Raw genomic sequence first — 15,761 nt, forward strand, 5'->3', positions numbered from 1 at the left:
AGGCTCACTTAGGCGCTAAATATTAATTTCTACTTCTTCTTTACACGTTCTGCACTTTATGTACAGCCCATTACATTTTGTTGCATTGTCAAAAATTGCAAGCTTCGTCCCACATTTCGGGCACCTATACCATTTTCGTTCCAATGCTGGATATCTTATTTTTTTCATGCAAACGCATCTCCAATGTCGTAGTCGGACAACTCTTCGTCCGGCAACTTTATTCGTTGCTGGATCCTCGCAATTCGTTTGCGCTCTTCTTTGTCCTTTATCGTGCCAAGGTCAACACCTCTGTAGTAGATTCTCTGCTTAATCTCCGTATCCTCGGACAGATTGTCGAACAGCATCCGGAACTTCCACCAGTGCATATACTCAATATCGGACAAATCTATCTTGTAGTCATGCATGAACCCAGCGAGGATGCACGGGTAGTCGATGGAAAACGAGAATAGATTCTTCTTTTTCGGCTCTTCCTCGCTCTCGCCGTCCCTCATTGTATTCATTCCACACCTAGGAAGGCATTCCATGTTAATAAATTCCGTAAGTGCCTCTGTTGCGGCCTTGAAGTCCGCAGGCTTATCTTGCGTGAATCGTTCCATGACCAGTTCATATTTTTCCAGTGGTTTCAATTCATTATCTTTAAGCATATCTATTAAGGATATGCAGTCCCTAAAATCTGTAACGATTGGATAATCTATCCCGCCAATAGTAACTTCCGTAGGGGCTGTTTCATAGAAAAGATTCATTGAATCACCTTATCTTCGGCTTGTACTTGCTTAGCATTTTCGAGCGCTTCTTATTTATTTCAATTGACTGCTTACCACAGAATGCAATAAATGAATCATAACATTCGTCGCAGACACGACAGTTTAGTTTATCCCCCATCAGTTTCACTGCGGTTCCGTCTCCAAAAATATTGTCAAAAAGCTCATAAAACATTAAACAGTACGCTCTCGATATATCCGACATCTTTCCAGTCTTCTGTAACGCTTTTTCTGTGACTTCCATCTTGTTGAATGCGTTTTCATACTTCTCTTGGAACTCAACGTCTTCCATGTCGACTTCCAATTCAACATCATTCCATTTCCAAAAGCTCATAGGCTCACGTCCTCTCTACTATGCTGTTTTGACCGTAGCTGTTTTTCCATCCGCACTTACTGTTACTTTCACAACTTCGATGTCGGACTTAGACTTAAACGAGCCACTGTAAACAAGTGCATCTGTTCCATCCCCGTCTGTATCCGGAATAACAGCATAGGTTCTTTTTCTTGCTACATATCCTGCAGTCTCATCTCCGTCGAAAAGGTCTACAGTGAGGATGTCTACAAGAGCATCACTTCCTGTCAGTTCCCCGTCGTGGATCTTCGCGATTTTCTCGTGGACCGGAGTGTTCGTGTATCTGTCGAAGGAATAGTCTGTAGACGGAGCGTATCCAACAACGTCTGTATCCTCGGTTTCCTTATCCACATACTGTCTACTGTATTCCTTTGGGTTCTTTCCGTTTGTCATAGAAGTAAAGTTTGTCATGCGCTCATATTTTGGGGTGGTTCCAGTCGTATCCGTATCCATAAAAGCAACACGCTTGTGTCTTCCGACAATCTTCGGTTTTGTATCTGACATATTCTTATACCTCCTGCGTATAAATTAAGCGGCACTCGATACGGTATCTGGCATTCTCTCCATCCACATCGTACAAGTAGCCGCTGTTCATAGTTTCTATTCTTACCGGACTTTTTCCTGTTTCTAAATCAGGTAGCTCCCCGGCAAAGCTTCTTGATTCCAGCCATTCCGCGAACTGCTCGTAGAATCCGCTGTTTTCAATATTTATTCGCGCATCCTGATCATACTCTTCCTTGCTGGTGAACGCGAACTGGTACTGTTTCTTTGCTCCACCGTCCGTGTACCTCTGAATTATCGGGTCACATGGAAGAGGGTCGATAGAATACTCCATCGCGTCCCCCAGGTAATCCACGTTCACACGCCAGTCTTGCATGAATGGGCAGGAAGAGATGAATGTTCGGATGCTATCAATGAGATTGGACATACTTCGCAGCTCCTTTCAGAATGGAATCCTTGTGCCGGTTCTTCATGCGTTCGAACCATTTGGACTTTGTGTTATGCTCGTAGTACTGCCGGCGGGCGTACGGAGCGATCTGGTTGATCTCTCCACTGCCGATTACCGTTCCAAGTGTCGCAGACTTAATCAGGACACCGGTTCTTCTAGGTGTCTCTGGGTTCATACGACGAATACACTCGGAATCCACAAACTCTTGAGCATTTCCGAATCCATTTTTCATGCTTGGTGCGAAACCCGGATTCCATTCCAGTTTTGCTGTCACTTTTCCACCTTTGCTGGATTGTGTATAAACCGTACCTCTCGGAGTTTCAATCTTAAACTGTTTCTTTCCTTTTGCCACTAAACACCCACCACCTTTATATGCGGATTTCCGCCGAATGTATTGTAATTCGCAGACGTAACACGCGCCTTTTCAAATCCGTCAAGTTCCTTTACAGTTTGCATATTGATGTTGCATGCACCTTTTACGATGTAATCATCCTTTTTCACGGACACCGAAGTATCCGGGATCCGGATTGTGATCACATCTTGGTTTTTGCGACCTTCTGTAGTAATGGAGGACTGCTCGCTCTTAAACCACCATGCTTCCGGCACGTATGCGCGAGTCCACTTGTCCGTTCGACTTTCAGAATCGTACGTTCTGTTAAAAACAGTCACATCTGTGTTTGTTAGCACTCGCACACACCACCCTTCTGGAAAGCCATCCGGTCGGCAAAAGATATGGATATGCTGCGTCATATGCCTTCTTTCTAGTCAGTTCCTCAATCGTCTGTCCATCCACCTGCTCTTCTGCATACGTCACAGAGTACCCATCAGTATTTTCAGATTTTACAGGACCATGCTCACTGTGATTGCTCTTTAGCATCGTACAATAATACACTTCAGCCACTGCGCATACCGCATCTTTCACGCTTTCTGACTCTTCACCAAAAATATCCCCACGATAAAACGTCAGCTGCCTTATGTACGATTCTGCTTTCCTCTCGGACCACGTAAAATCTTCCTCTGTAATTACATCTCCACAGTATTTTTCAATGTAATAGCTATAGTCTGCATACACGTCAGTCACCTCACATTCTTAAGGCCAGAAATTACGCTCCGGCCTTCATGATTGCAAATGGACATCTCTTTGTCTTATCCTTCTGCAGAGAATTGATAGGGTTTGGAATCTCCCATCCAAGACGCATAACTGCTCTCAATGCCACCATGTCGTTCTGCATCAGGTTGTAAGCAATCGTGCCGTCTGTGTTCTGGACAACGCCTTCTGTAAACAGCTTGAATGTGATGTCCTGACGAATGGAGTACACAAGCTGGCTGAAATCTCCGGAGATCATAAGCGCCTTAGCCTTATCAAAAGCACCATTGTTCGGGAAGTTCATAGGTGATCCATCCAGTGAATATGCTGTCCTGCTCTGCATATCCGTTTTGAAGATTGGATTGCCAGTTGTATCTTTTAGTCCTCTCAGTTTCGCTCTCATAGAAATATCTGCCATGTGACCATTTACAAAATATCCGCTGTTTTCAACTTTCGCGATCACTCCATCTTCCGCCATGATTTTATCGTAAAGATTATCTTCGCTTCCGAGAGTAACAACAGCACCAGCAGCCGTAGCAGTTGTAACCACACCACCTCTCCAAGTAGCCGGCTTATCAACATCGAATAAGATTGCTCCGTCAATCACTTTTCCGAATGCCTCAATGATTCTCGGCTTCACCTCACCCCAGATATCATATTCTGAATCGTCAAGCACTGCTTCCGGCACTGGCACAATTACTGCAATCTCTTCCGCCGTAATAAACTTCTTGTCCCATGCCTGTTTCGTTGTCTGCTTCTGTCCTGAATCTCCATTTACGAAATACGCAACTGGCAACATATTCAAAACAGGCATCTTATACTGTTTTGATGTCATATTCGCCAACTTACGTCCTCTAGAGAGCACGGCTGACTGTGCTACAACTCCCTGGATGATTTCATTGGATTCCTGTACCGGAATAAGTGACTCTGCACCAGTCCGGTCAATAATATTCACATCTGTTTCAAAAATTCTTAAGTCCATTCTTTTTCTATTCATATCATACCTCCATTATCTTCTAATCGCAGAGCGGATAGCATTGTTAATCGAATCATTAAGATTTCCGCCTGCCCCATTTGTTTCGGTTCCAGATGACGTTGACACGCGATATCCTGATCCGCCAGCATATCTCGGATTATCCTTCAAAAACTTTTCTGCTGCTTTTGTGAAATCCGTCTTATCATCCACCATCTTGCCAACCTTAAACATTACATAATCAATATCATCTGCTTTCACCCCCTTGTCTCTAAGTATACCCGTGTTCTTAAGCTGATCGCGTTCAGCGATAGCTTCATCACGTTCCCTTTCAATCGCAGACACATTCGGCTGATTTTCTTTCTTTTTCGCCTTGAAATCATCAATTGCTGTTGTAATATCCTCTTCACTCATACCTTTATTTCTTAAGTAGTTCGCAATAGCTGCTCTCTCTGCCTTATTCGCACGAGCAGAGGCTACTTCCTCTAACTGCTCATAGGTATATGCGGCATTTCCTCCCTGGTTACCGCTACCAGCCCCAGCTCCTGTGCCGCCAGCGCCGTCTCCGCCTTCAAAGAGCTGTAAATACATTCTATTTTTCATTATCTCTACCTCCGTTTTTCCTCGACAGGATCCCGAGCTTTTTACGCCTTCACGTTTTGGGCAAAATAAAAACACCTCTAAACAAGGAGCTAAATAAACTGTATGCAATGATATTCCCTGTTGATATCTGTCAAACCAAGGAACCATGAATCTACTAGCATTCTGCCTTTGTCAGACAACTTCTGCCATTTAATTGTAACATTTCCGGTCTGCATATCTGTGTGAACTGACTCGTCCGCAAGATCCGTCAGTGAATTAACCAGACTGCATGTAAGAGCAGACACAGCTGCACAGACTCTGTCAATTCCGTCGGCTCCATTTCTGCATGCATGACCTTTTAATACAAGCATGTCCTCTTGGACTTTTACCTCAATCAAACAATCACTCCTTTACATTTCCGGTCGTTCCCCGCCGGTGGGAGATATAGGATCACCGCCTTTCTACGGATAGTCGCTTGCCATTAAACAATATCTTGTCACCGATCTTCGCTGTTTCATTTCCTATCCTCACCCCTTTCAGTGTTTCGTGTCCGTCTATAAGTTTGTACACGAATTTTATAGTTGTATAGTTAATGCGGACAGCCAGCCAATTTGGAGCCAGCATGTCCGCATCATTTGTTACTGTATATGATTTCATAATAACCACCTAAAATTTGGTACAAAAATACCACCCACTCTTTCGAATGGGTGGTATCATGGTATTAAATCTGTAATTCCTTTTGTTACATTATACATACGTTGCATTATTGAATTTTCGCTAAGGTATTCAAGTCCCTTTAAAGTAATTCTGATGTTTTCAATATCAACTCTCATTTCTCCATCAGTATACTTTTTAATCGAAACTCCTTTTATATATCCAGCATCCCAAAGCATTTCCATATACTTATTCCAACGTTGCTGCGATATACCTAAATTGTTTGAGCTAATTCGTTCGATGTCTACATTTTCTAAATCCATTGATTTTTCTAACACTGAAAGAATCTTATATATGATTTTGAAATTATCCATGTGTACACCTCTTTTATACAACTGCTTTCATAGCCTTATCGTACTCAATCTTTAATTTTTGTTTGAAATCCTCAATTTCTTCCGGCTTCATACCGGGTTCTCCTAAAGCACACACATCTGGGGTCTCATCATTCAGTATTTCCGTAGCTCTTGGCTGTTCTTTATGCATTTCATCATAATGTACTAATAATAAGCCTTCTAAATCACACGAAAAATCATAGATATCATCAGGTGTGTTTTCCAAAAATTCTTTGATATAATTCATGATTTTATCAAACATTTTCCCATACCTCCTTCGGACTTTTACGCCTTACTACGGAAACGATATCTCCCGTTCCTTTATTTTTGACTGCCACCAATTGACGTTCTGCATCAAAGTAAATCAGTTTATTCTCACCTTCTCTATATTTAGGGCTTCCATGAATTAATTCTATCAGCTCTTTTTCTGTAACTTCTGGAACTCCAGGCTTATTTAATCTTGACAGTCGGCTCAATGCATGAACAGACATATATATGCCTTCTTTTTCAAATCTTACATACGCTTCTTTTGACTTCTGTTTAAACTCAGAAGACCATTCCTTTTTATCAATTTCCGAATATGTATCAACTTTCTTTTTTATGATACCGAACTTTTCAATGTTATTATACTTCATTTGTCGGAAGTCAGCAAGCGACCCAACGCTATCTCCAATAATATTTTTGTATCTGTAATATTGTTTTGAATCTTTATCTGCGTTCTTAATCATTTCGGCAGAATACTGAGCATTTTGCTTTTTCGTATTTGTAGCAACTCTTCCTCTCACGTCCAGATATATCCGCTCCCGCTCTTGTTTCAGTCCCATCCGCTTGGAAAATCTCGCATACTCATCTAACTGACCTTGATACTTGCATCTAGCCAACATTACATCGTCTGGATCAGCGCCACCAGCTTTCAAGAGCTGCACCTTCTGACGTTGCGCCCGCATGGCCGTCTCCATCTGTCTCTGGCGCTGCTTTGCTTCGTATACGGTGTATTCTTTACCACGGAACTCTTTCGGTGTATTTTCCTTTCGATCCTGCTCTTCTAACCACTCGTCCGTCCAATTTCGTTCGGATATTCCCGGAATAAACGGATAATATTCGTGGTAGCAGTTTGCCCCGAGAAGACCTGTCACACTTCCAAGCCCGCATACTGTTGTAAGCTGTTGTTTTGTCCAAACCTTTCCCTGCCACACTGCATGCGTCGGTCTGGCACCGGAATGCCACGCAACCTCGAAATGCTCTGTTCCGAGCTTTTCTGCGTTTGTTTCTGATATCTTTCCAGTTAATTGCGATATTCCCGTCATAACCGACCTTCTGGCTGCCACCTCTACCCTGCTGGAATAACCAGACGCATAATCAATCGTCCGCAGTCCACTGTTGGTCAGCTGCGTCACTACTCGCCGAAGAACACTGTTATAGTCGAATGCTCCAGAGACAATATCGAAGCACGCTGCATCCAGATATTTTTCGTATACCTGAGAGAGTGGTGTCATAACTCTGTTTCCATTCCCGTAGTCGATATAGAACCCGAGTGACTGTGTGATGTTCTCCAGATCCACGCCGCTCTGCCTGATCAGTGTATCTGTAATTTGCTGCAGCTCCTCATTTTCTTCGAATGGGATAAACTCTGCATTAACCTGCTCATAGATGTCTTTGTTCCGAACGTACTCCCAATCGATTACCTTATCGTACAATTCAAACATTTCCGGATACGACTTGTTCAGTGCATCTTTGATCATATTCTCAATATCCTCGGATGAGTATCCCAGAATCCGCAACCGGTTTATCTGCCAGTCTGCAGTAGATGTAATCTTTCCGATCTTCTGTATCCTGCGGACAATGTCCTGCATAATGCGTTCTTCCAGCTCGGAATAATTATCCGCTATCTTACGGGATAACTGCTCTTTGTACTCTTGTCTCAATTACATCACATCTCCGTTCAACAATCTTCTTGCTTCATCTTTCTCAATTCCAATTGCTGTCGCTATAAGGTTTATAGCTTGTCCTTCTGTGAGTTCTCCAGAACTGAACTGGGACATAATTGCAATCAGGCTCTGTGTCTGTGCTCCGTTTAACTGTTTACCTTGGACTTCTGCCCCCCACTGTTGTTCTTAGTGGTTGGTATCTTCACATCATCATCCAGAACCGCATTCTGCTCTGGCAGATTAGCAGCTGCCTCTTCTTCGGTTTCTCCATACCATTTTGCACGATACTCAGCAAGTGGCATAACTCCCATACTTACATCCTGTCTGTCTTGCTGCCGTTCAGCTGACTTATCTTCTATAATCGAATCATCGAAATCTATTGTAATTTCAGAATCCTGATTCAAATCATTTCCAAGAACAACGCCAAGGCGGATGATAATCTGAATCAATTCTTTCAGCACATCTTCCAGAATAATTTCATGCTTTTTCAACATGCGGTACATATCTGAGTTTTCTGATATGACCTCTGTCGCCGTCTTCACTCCTGAAGAATCGAATCTATATCGTTCTGTACCAAATCCACATTTTAATGACAGATAATTGAGATCATCATTAATTGCCTTGCTATGTTCGTCGGCGCGAAGGTCCATGTTAATTTCGTGAATCAAACCTTCTTTTAATTTGTCGTAGTCATCCGGCAACTTGTAGAAAACGCAATCGTCAGGATCAAATGCAGGAGATCCATCATCATTCGAGAGTAATTCTGGAGCAACGAATATTCTTTTTCTTCCAAGTTCGAATTCACTACTGTACGAATCAAATTCAATATCCAATTTCTTCAATGTGTCGATTGCATTTGCAAATATCGCAACACCCATTGGATTACTTCCATCAAAATCCGCATTGTTCGTGATGTTTAATCGATCAATCACGTATTGCGGGACAGAAGATCCGGTTTCTATTCTTTCAGTGAGTGTTTTAAACGGCTTAAGCTTCATCCACTCTTCTTTCGATAGTTCCTTTCCTTCTCTGCTTCCCTGCATATTCTCAAGTACAGTGTTCTCGATTACATACTGGCCGTTCTCCAACTTGTGATACTGTACTTGAACATATTTTTTACGATTTACCGTATGCAAAAATGTAAAGACGCACTCGGTAACAGCTCCATTGTTCCAGCTCACCGGAAATATATTCGATGCACTACAGTAGTTAATTCCTATCTTCCCGGAAAGAACCTCTCCATCATCGCGTACTTCCATGTCGTACAGATACGGAATGTATGCGACAGTTCCGGTGTACGCTTTTCTCTCCTGGTAGTCGTTTCCCAAAACATAAAATTTGTTATCGCGGAGAATGTTTTGAACAAATTCTTCTGTGTTTTCATCTGCTATGGTAATCTTTACACGTTCATTAAGCAGAAGATCTGCAATATCCTCTGACAATTTCTTCGCCATCCCCATGCTCTTCCGCTTGCATCGCTTGTATGTGCCACGTCCTGTATACGCACGGTAAAATGAAAAATTTCTTACGTTTCCAGCGTACCAACTTTTCCATTCCTCTATTTTTCGGTAGAACGATGCATCAACTGTATCTATTCCACGCTTATGAAAAAAATCAAATATATTCATCGTCATACATCTCCGTTCTACTTAATCTATCATATTTCGTGTCATTCTCATCGGAATCAAGCGGGAGCCAATGTTTTATACGATCCCACACACCCATCACCATATACCGGATTGCATCCATGCAATGATCATCTTCTTTGACTGGGACTTCTTTTCCCTTTTCAATCGATTTCTTATCGTACTCATAGGTTCCAAATTCTTCCGTTGCTTTTTCTTGGCACGGATCTAAGTTTAATATGTCAAAAATAAGAGCTTTCTGTACTCTGCTTATTCCGAGCGCGACTTCATTCTCTGCGTCATGAATTCTCACGCTGTACTCAAGATTTCTTGTCGCTCTCCGGATTTCCTCTTGCAAGCCCTTCGCTGATGGGTCCAGAAATATGTAAAATACTTTCGTCTTATGCACTTCGTGTATTTCGTCCATGAACGCAACCATATCCTGCGCGTATTCTGACGGGCTCTTTTGTGTGCCGCTTTCTCTTCCGCTGTGGTAATATTCCCCAACCCCTGGAAGTTTTCTTCGATAACGATCGTATCCAAATGCCTCGTATGTCGTTGCGTTCTGCTGTCCGTAGTCACCGCCTATATATACTTTCTCATATATCCTGTCACGATCTGTCTTTACTCGATGCCTGTCTGAAAACATGTAGTAAATAAGCTCATCAACACCAATAGACTCTCCAAGCCATACCCAACGGTACATTTTTGGATCGGATAGTTTCATTGCTTCAGCCGAATCAATCAGGTCCTGCCCTAGCCATTTTACTGGAACATCTCTGTAATCCGCATGAATGTGAATACAATCCTCTCTCTTTTCCATCTTCTTGCACCACTGGTTGATTGGTGCATTCGGATTCTTTGGCGGGTTGTACAAATATATCATTTGGAATCCACTAGAGTTTCCTCGGACGAATGTAGCTTCGATATTGGACAGTTCATCTTCTCCCTCTCCATCGTCAAAAAACTCTGTCAGCTCGTCCAGAATAACCAGCTTTATCGGCTTATCCTCGTCGATAATACCTTTCGTGTCGTCAATTCCGTCTGATCCGGAGAAATACATCGTTGTACCATACTTCTTGTATGTGATCTCCATCGGGCTCTTTGTGATGGTGAACTTGCTCTTCGGTATCTGCAGCCGGTTAATTCCACGGAGCATTTCTTTGTACACCGTCTTCCGGAGCTTGTTATGATGCTTACGCAATACCACGACAGAACCGTGTGGATCCGCAACCAGCTGATAGTCTGCTCGAATAGCAGCGTAACTGGATTTTGTACCGGCACGTCCGGATGTCAAGATAATGTGCTTAATCTTCGTGTTGTTGAATATCTTCAGATACTTCGGTATCACAATCTCTGATATCCGTACCTGTTTCTTTTTCCGCGTCATTGATTATCTCAACCCCTTCCTCGTCTTCCGATTTATTGTCACGCTTCAGCCTGTCCGCATTTGCTCTCATCTGCTCGATGCGAGCTTTTTGTTCCTCACTGGCCAGATCCCAGTTTTTATGCAGCAGCTCATCGTACTGTTTGATCATGCTGCGAAGCTCCGACTGTGCTTTTGCCTGCGCCGACAGGAAGGATGCCTGCTTATCCCATGCGTACTGAATCTCCCATTTCTGTCCTATAATAGTCCCTGTTTTCTTTTCAATCTTTGATTTGGTTTTATCGTCTTTGTCCTTGACGTACATGATCTGCTGCGCCCGGATAATCGCTGTGTACGCAAGCTTGATCTGGTCCCATAGCAGGTCCAATGGATCCGAATCATCCATTGCATTAAAAAGCTCCAGCGTATCCTCTGGAAGATACCTGGAGAAGAGTCCATGCTTTCTTGCGTTCTGATTTCCTTTCGGCGCGCCATGGCCGACAGCATTCTTGTTGCCTGGCTGCGCACCATGTTTCTTTTTCTGGGGTGCACCCTGAGATGTATTTGAGGGTGCACCCTCATTCTTTATTTTTGCCCATCCATATCGCTTAACCCACGACTTGATCGTATTTAAACTGGTGTTATATTTCTCGGAAAGCTGCATCGGAGTTACACCAGATAAATAATCATTTTTTATCTGTTCTTTAACATCGATCACGTCACCACCTCTCATTCGTTTCGTTTGTTTCGTTTTTAACTGGATACTGCAGGACTTGAACCTGCGACCGTCCGGTTATGAGCCGGATGCTCTTACCAGCTGAGCTAAGTATCCTTTTGGGTATAAGAAAAGACACCCATTGCTGGATGTCTTTTCTATTTTTTATAACTAGAGAATTAGTTAACACCTTTATTTATCCCCAAGACTCTCATTATTGCATCCTGAAGAACTTTCGAATAATTGATTCCTGCTTTTTCAGCCTCTACGTTTAACCAGTATGGAATTGTGCAGTTTTTCTTTACCGCCTTATTATCCACTTTTTTTCTGTACTCTGCAAAATCCACATCGACCAATGTAACAATATCATCGGCACCAGATTCCACTTCTTTTGTATTTGGTTCCGGTAATACCTTACCGTCATCCAAATAATCAATTCCCATAATTCCAATAGCATCCCTTGCCATTTCCATAGCATCTGCGATGCTTTCTCCCTGAGTTGCAATATCAAAGTCTGGTATACTCACATAATAGAAACCATCCTCTTCTTTTGATATCACAATAGGATATGCTTTTCTTTCCTCACGCATTGTTCGAACCTCCACATATTACACATATTTAAAATTTCACCTAACGGCAAACATCAAGCCAGGGCTATTTCAGCCCTAACTTTTTAATGATGTTTCTCGCAAGTCTTTCGTTGATATCTGGATGTCTCGGAATAGGTTCCGTTCTATTTCCGTCTGTATATAAATCATGGTTTCCACCATTACGTTTCATATACCATCCATTATCTTCGAGCAACTTAACTAATTCTCTACGTTTCATTAAGTGCTACTCCTATTTTGAATCTTAACTACGTGTTGCCATACGTACATTATACGCATGTTTCTTGATTTTGTCAACACTCTATGCGTATTTCATGCGTATTTTCATGTTTATACTCATCAAAAAACGCCCCGTATCACCTACAGGACGTCTTTCGTGGTTTTCAGTTTAATTCCAACTTTATGGGGAGTTCAGGAAGCTCTAGCTCTTCACCTTCGCTTCCGATGATAGCATAATAACACAGTGTTTACTGTACTGAACTATACTGTTTCAAGAAATATTCAAATGCCACAGTGCTCTACCGTGCAATTTATATATCCAGTCTTCACTGTAATCCATCGCTTGTGCTATTTCCCAGAACCTAAGTCCTTTTATATACCGGTAAAACAGCACGTCTCTCTCATCCTCATCTTCCAGTTCTCTAATTCTCCCAGAAATATCATTGTACGTCTTTACCTGCTCCACTCCCTCGTAGTACAGCTTGTCCTCTTTCTCCCGAAGCTCCGCAGCATATCCGGATAAATCCCCCTGTCCGGATCCATGAGGCATCCCGTCATTGTTCATGGACGGATACATTTTCATGCTACGGATTTCTGCAATCTCCGCCTCGATGCGCTTAATCCGCTTACCATGTTTCCGGTATCCGCGAAGATAAGCCTTCTTCTGCTCGTTCTCATTCTTCACGTTGTTCTCTTCTATCTTCACCACTGGTACCAACTCCCGTCTTAATATCATACTTCTCTGCCAAATACTGCTCCACGCTCTTATGTTCCATCTGTTCTCCCTGCTCTCTGATCAGCACTGCTGACTGGTAGGGATTCCGGTGAAAATCTGCAGATGCACGTTTATCAGGCGGTCGCTCTGCCATGTGTGCAAACCCAGTCTGCCGGACAGTATCAGCGATGCCTTTCCGCTGTTTTTCATTGTTTCTGTTCTTCTTCATTCAATCCACCTTTCAGAATCTTCGTAATTGCCTCGTTATGTTTCAAAATCTCGTCTATCGCATCAATGCCCGTCCATACCTCTTCTCCGTCCACTATCTTACTTGGGAGCTTGTCAATGCATCGTTTGAAGTATTCTTTTGTTTGTTTTGTAACTTCATCTACGTCATATGCCGTCGGCTGTCTGCGAATCAATTCCTTCTACAACACTGCAATATTGTCTTTGCAATGCTTATCAACATACTCGCAAAATTTGTCTGCATCTATTAATCTACTCATTCCGTACCGCCTTTCTCTCTCGGTAAAATTCTTCCACATTCCCTGCAATACTTTCTTCTGCCGGTATAATCAGCAACATCTTCTGTTGCTCCATCTGGTTCATCATCGAATGTAAAGTGTAACGCTCTACGCACTCTTTCCATCATGTAGTAACCTTTTGTAGAACAGCAATATGGACATTTTTTCATTCTTATTCACCTCATTAAATCCTAACTTAATTCTCGTCCCACTCATCTTTTACATCAACTGAATTGACTGATACTTCGTAATCTGGATGTAATGGCACAGCAACATTTCCGCATTCTTCAGAATACACTCTTAGAATCCCATTTTTATCAATAGAAAAACTATCAGCCCAATACCATATAGAACAATTTTTCTCTTTATCTTTTAATTTAATATCATAATACCTTGTCACTTACTCACTTCAATTCTATTCTCTATTTTTTTCCAATCATCCGGCAATTCAGTAACACCAATTGACTCAGTGTACTTAACTCTCACTTTCTTCTCGCCAAGAAATCATCCCTAAGCTCCGTCTCTATACCAGTTTCTTCCAACAGTGCACCCCGCAGGTCTTCCCAGTTAATATCTCCGTCCTGCAGGCATTCGGTTTTTAAACTAAACCGCTCTTTGAATCTTTTCAGTCTAACTTTTCCAAATTCGAACTCATCCCTAAGAGTGATTAATGCCATAATAAGCACCGTATCCAGACAATTCTGTTTAACCTCATTCTCGAATTTCTCAATGTCTTTCCTCTGAACAGCACTTGGCATCATCTTCGCATTTCTGTACGCAATTTCTTTTTCCAGTGCTTCAATTCCCTGCTCTTTTGCTATCTTGTACGCAAATGCCATTCCATCGTTACGGTATTGCATTTCTTTACTCATGCCGCACCTCCCTGTTCTCTTTCAGCGGGCATCCCGGTCTCACCATCTTCCGCCAGATCTGCACACCCCGGTTCTTCCTCGGCAGGATCTTGCACCAGCTCCGAAAGCTTACATGTCCCACCGGAACTGTCTTGCAATGCTTACAATCTTTACACAGCACCATCCTGATCACACTCCCTCTTTCATTACTGCAGCAAATGCTGATACCTCGTAAGCAACTCTTATCTCGCTTTCTGTTTCTGAAATCTGCTTCGTGTACTCTCTGCTCTGGATTCTACCCTCAATCTTAAGCCGGCTACCAACATCAAGCCCGGATACGAATCGTGCATTTCGTCCCCATAATATACATGGGATGTAATCCGATTTCCCGTACTGACGGTTTACTGCAAGCATCAGATCCGCAATCTCTCTTCCAAGCGGTGTTTTCCGGTAAGTCGGTGGCTTGCAGATAAATCCATCCAGCTCGATTTTATTTTTATCTATGTACCGCTCCGGTATCTCGATTTCCGATGCAAATACATTAAGCTCCAGGCGGTTCCCGTCTTCGGTATGCACGTTGTGTGATCTGTACTGTCCGGATATCTGGACAAACTTTCCTAGCGGACCCAATATTCCAAACCGCTCTGATACAATCACTGGGATAACATCTGTTGATCCACTGGTTCTTTCGACCTCTACGTTCATCTTGTAGAATTTCTCACCAAATACCTCATGGCTGTACTCGGAAACTGTTGCAATACGTCCTGCTATTGTTACTCTATTGTTTTTTGTCATTTCATCCATTTTCTTGCTCTCCTCATCAAATTTCATCTTACTTCCAGTCTGTGTGACTGTTTGAATTACCCGCTATCCCATTACTCATCGCAGTTGTCTTACCATGCATACCGAAAACGGAACGCAGGTTTTTATAAATTGCTCTCTGTTCATACTTTTCTTGGAGTAAAGACGTCTTTATCGCTGGCCAGCAAATCTCTTACTCCTTTCTCACTAATTGCTCAAATTGATATTGTCTTTTTATTCTTCTTCGGGTTCCCATTTTCGTACACAAAACAATTATCTACACTACAGTAATACGATCTGCTGTGATCATGATAGGACGAATAATCGCACCCATGTATGCGCTGCTTATACCCTGCAGTTCTCCATCTACATGTCTTGCACAAGTGGTGATCTGCGTTGTATCCAGGAATTACTTTTTCCTTTTCCTCTTTCTTTACCGGTTCATCTTTCTTCTCTTTGATTTTCGCACCCTTCTTCCGAATTCCGGTTAATCCATTCACTTTTATCTGTCTCGTTACATTACTTCTGCATGTTCCCAGCTCTTTTGCAATGTCATCGTTAGACATTCCGGATTCCACCATATCACGGAGCTTGGCAGTATCGCACTTAACTTTACGTTTCTTTTCCACTATTTTCTCCTTTTCCGGAATCACTTTTTC

29 protein-coding genes and 1 tRNA gene are annotated in these 15,761 nt (G+C 42.5%); all 30 read right to left on the bottom strand.

Features of this window, described 5'->3' with window-relative positions; all coding sequences use genetic code 11:
* Positions 1 to 15: 15 nt before the first annotated feature.
* The gene (locus LQE94_RS08705) at positions 16 to 168 is read right to left on the bottom strand and encodes a hypothetical protein (protein WP_240577468.1); all 153 of its coding nucleotides are present in this window, start codon (positions 166 to 168) and stop codon (positions 16 to 18) included.
* On the bottom strand, positions 165 to 743 hold the full coding sequence (locus LQE94_RS08710; protein WP_118687655.1) for a bacteriophage Gp15 family protein: 579 nt from the start codon (positions 741 to 743) through the stop codon (positions 165 to 167). The genes LQE94_RS08705 and LQE94_RS08710 overlap by 4 nt, the downstream gene beginning before the upstream one ends.
* 4 nt (positions 744 to 747) lie before the next feature.
* Positions 748 to 1,095: a DUF6673 family protein gene (locus LQE94_RS08715; protein ID WP_240577469.1), complete on the bottom strand. Its 348-nt coding sequence runs from the start codon at positions 1,093 to 1,095 to the stop codon at positions 748 to 750.
* Positions 1,096 to 1,113: 18 nt separating this feature from the next.
* The gene (locus tag LQE94_RS08720; protein WP_118687657.1) at positions 1,114 to 1,617 is read right to left on the bottom strand and encodes a hypothetical protein; all 504 of its coding nucleotides are present in this window, start codon (positions 1,615 to 1,617) and stop codon (positions 1,114 to 1,116) included.
* 4 nt (positions 1,618 to 1,621) lie between these two features.
* Positions 1,622 to 2,041 carry a hypothetical protein gene (locus LQE94_RS08725; RefSeq protein WP_118687658.1) on the bottom strand — a complete coding sequence of 140 codons (420 nt, stop codon included), beginning with the start codon at positions 2,039 to 2,041 and terminating at the stop codon, positions 1,622 to 1,624.
* Positions 2,025 to 2,414 carry a hypothetical protein gene (locus LQE94_RS08730; RefSeq protein WP_118687659.1) on the bottom strand — a complete coding sequence of 130 codons (390 nt, stop codon included), beginning with the start codon at positions 2,412 to 2,414 and terminating at the stop codon, positions 2,025 to 2,027. Before LQE94_RS08730 ends, LQE94_RS08725 begins: the two co-directional genes overlap by 17 nt.
* Entirely contained in the window at positions 2,414 to 2,749 is a 336-nt protein-coding gene (locus tag LQE94_RS08735; RefSeq protein WP_118687660.1) for a DUF6751 family protein, read from the bottom strand. Before LQE94_RS08735 ends, LQE94_RS08730 begins: the two co-directional genes overlap by 1 nt.
* A complete protein-coding gene (locus LQE94_RS08740; RefSeq protein ID WP_118687661.1) occupies positions 2,718 to 3,134 on the bottom strand; it encodes a hypothetical protein in 417 nt (138 codons plus the stop codon). The genes LQE94_RS08735 and LQE94_RS08740 overlap by 32 nt, the downstream gene beginning before the upstream one ends.
* Positions 3,135 to 3,165: 31 nt before the next feature.
* Entirely contained in the window at positions 3,166 to 4,146 is a 981-nt protein-coding gene (locus tag LQE94_RS08745) for a phage major capsid protein (protein ID WP_240577470.1), read from the bottom strand.
* Between the two features lie 12 nt (positions 4,147 to 4,158).
* Positions 4,159 to 4,725, bottom strand: coding sequence for a hypothetical protein (locus tag LQE94_RS08750; protein ID WP_118687663.1), 567 nt, complete (start codon positions 4,723 to 4,725; stop codon positions 4,159 to 4,161).
* An 89-nt stretch (positions 4,726 to 4,814) separates the two neighbouring features.
* Positions 4,815 to 5,102 carry a ribosomal-processing cysteine protease Prp gene (locus LQE94_RS08755; protein ID WP_118687664.1) on the bottom strand — a complete coding sequence of 96 codons (288 nt, stop codon included), beginning with the start codon at positions 5,100 to 5,102 and terminating at the stop codon, positions 4,815 to 4,817.
* A 52-nt stretch (positions 5,103 to 5,154) separates the two neighbouring features.
* On the bottom strand, positions 5,155 to 5,361 hold the full coding sequence (locus LQE94_RS08760) for a hypothetical protein (RefSeq protein WP_240577471.1): 207 nt from the start codon (positions 5,359 to 5,361) through the stop codon (positions 5,155 to 5,157).
* 56 nt (positions 5,362 to 5,417) lie between these two features.
* Entirely contained in the window at positions 5,418 to 5,732 is a 315-nt protein-coding gene (locus tag LQE94_RS08765; protein ID WP_118687665.1) for a YjcQ family protein, read from the bottom strand.
* A gap of 13 nt (positions 5,733 to 5,745) precedes the next feature.
* Positions 5,746 to 6,012 carry a hypothetical protein gene (locus LQE94_RS08770; RefSeq protein ID WP_118687666.1) on the bottom strand — a complete coding sequence of 89 codons (267 nt, stop codon included), beginning with the start codon at positions 6,010 to 6,012 and terminating at the stop codon, positions 5,746 to 5,748.
* Positions 6,005 to 7,675 (bottom strand): phage minor capsid protein, encoded by a 1,671-nt coding sequence (locus tag LQE94_RS08775; RefSeq protein WP_118687667.1) that lies wholly within the window; start codon positions 7,673 to 7,675, stop codon positions 6,005 to 6,007. The genes LQE94_RS08770 and LQE94_RS08775 overlap by 8 nt, the downstream gene beginning before the upstream one ends.
* Before the next feature lie 149 nt (positions 7,676 to 7,824).
* A complete protein-coding gene (locus tag LQE94_RS08780; RefSeq protein WP_240577472.1) occupies positions 7,825 to 9,306 on the bottom strand; it encodes a phage portal protein in 1,482 nt (493 codons plus the stop codon).
* Positions 9,293 to 10,693 carry a PBSX family phage terminase large subunit gene (locus LQE94_RS08785; RefSeq protein ID WP_240577473.1) on the bottom strand — a complete coding sequence of 467 codons (1,401 nt, stop codon included), beginning with the start codon at positions 10,691 to 10,693 and terminating at the stop codon, positions 9,293 to 9,295. The genes LQE94_RS08780 and LQE94_RS08785 overlap by 14 nt, the downstream gene beginning before the upstream one ends.
* Positions 10,611 to 11,387, bottom strand: a complete 777-nt coding sequence (gene terS, locus LQE94_RS08790) for a phage terminase small subunit (protein ID WP_240577474.1) — start codon at positions 11,385 to 11,387, stop codon at positions 10,611 to 10,613. The genes LQE94_RS08785 and terS overlap by 83 nt, the downstream gene beginning before the upstream one ends.
* 40 nt (positions 11,388 to 11,427) lie before the next feature.
* Positions 11,428 to 11,501, bottom strand: a tRNA-Ile gene (locus tag LQE94_RS08795).
* A gap of 62 nt (positions 11,502 to 11,563) precedes the next feature.
* Complete coding sequence (locus LQE94_RS08800; protein WP_118687670.1) at positions 11,564 to 11,974, bottom strand: type II toxin-antitoxin system HicB family antitoxin; 411 nt, start codon at positions 11,972 to 11,974, stop codon at positions 11,564 to 11,566.
* A gap of 64 nt (positions 11,975 to 12,038) precedes the next feature.
* A complete protein-coding gene (locus LQE94_RS08805; protein ID WP_118687671.1) occupies positions 12,039 to 12,212 on the bottom strand; it encodes a type II toxin-antitoxin system HicA family toxin in 174 nt (57 codons plus the stop codon).
* A 270-nt stretch (positions 12,213 to 12,482) separates the two neighbouring features.
* Positions 12,483 to 12,920, bottom strand: a complete 438-nt coding sequence (locus tag LQE94_RS16330; protein ID WP_240577475.1) for a DUF1492 domain-containing protein — start codon at positions 12,918 to 12,920, stop codon at positions 12,483 to 12,485.
* Positions 12,886 to 13,155 (bottom strand): hypothetical protein, encoded by a 270-nt coding sequence (locus LQE94_RS08815; RefSeq protein WP_118687673.1) that lies wholly within the window; start codon positions 13,153 to 13,155, stop codon positions 12,886 to 12,888. Before LQE94_RS08815 ends, LQE94_RS16330 begins: the two co-directional genes overlap by 35 nt.
* Entirely contained in the window at positions 13,133 to 13,348 is a 216-nt protein-coding gene (locus LQE94_RS08820; protein WP_118687674.1) for a hypothetical protein, read from the bottom strand. Before LQE94_RS08820 ends, LQE94_RS08815 begins: the two co-directional genes overlap by 23 nt.
* A gap of 80 nt (positions 13,349 to 13,428) precedes the next feature.
* Positions 13,429 to 13,620 (bottom strand): hypothetical protein, encoded by a 192-nt coding sequence (locus LQE94_RS08825; protein WP_118687675.1) that lies wholly within the window; start codon positions 13,618 to 13,620, stop codon positions 13,429 to 13,431.
* Between the two features lie 26 nt (positions 13,621 to 13,646).
* Positions 13,647 to 13,850, bottom strand: a complete 204-nt coding sequence (locus LQE94_RS08830) for a hypothetical protein (protein WP_118687676.1) — start codon at positions 13,848 to 13,850, stop codon at positions 13,647 to 13,649.
* Between the two features lie 82 nt (positions 13,851 to 13,932).
* Entirely contained in the window at positions 13,933 to 14,322 is a 390-nt protein-coding gene (locus tag LQE94_RS08835) for a hypothetical protein (protein WP_118687677.1), read from the bottom strand.
* Entirely contained in the window at positions 14,315 to 14,485 is a 171-nt protein-coding gene (locus LQE94_RS08840; protein ID WP_240577476.1) for a hypothetical protein, read from the bottom strand. The genes LQE94_RS08835 and LQE94_RS08840 overlap by 8 nt, the downstream gene beginning before the upstream one ends.
* Positions 14,486 to 14,490: 5 nt before the next feature.
* Positions 14,491 to 15,105 carry a single-stranded DNA-binding protein gene (locus LQE94_RS08845; protein WP_118687678.1) on the bottom strand — a complete coding sequence of 205 codons (615 nt, stop codon included), beginning with the start codon at positions 15,103 to 15,105 and terminating at the stop codon, positions 14,491 to 14,493.
* A gap of 212 nt (positions 15,106 to 15,317) precedes the next feature.
* Positions 15,318 to 15,731, bottom strand: a complete 414-nt coding sequence (locus LQE94_RS08850; protein WP_240577477.1) for a hypothetical protein — start codon at positions 15,729 to 15,731, stop codon at positions 15,318 to 15,320.
* Positions 15,732 to 15,761: the final 30 nt, after the last annotated feature.

The sequence above is a fragment of the Mediterraneibacter sp. NSJ-151 genome (genome assembly GCF_022487435.1).
Lineage (GTDB): Bacteria > Bacillota > Clostridia > Lachnospirales > Lachnospiraceae > Schaedlerella > Schaedlerella hominis.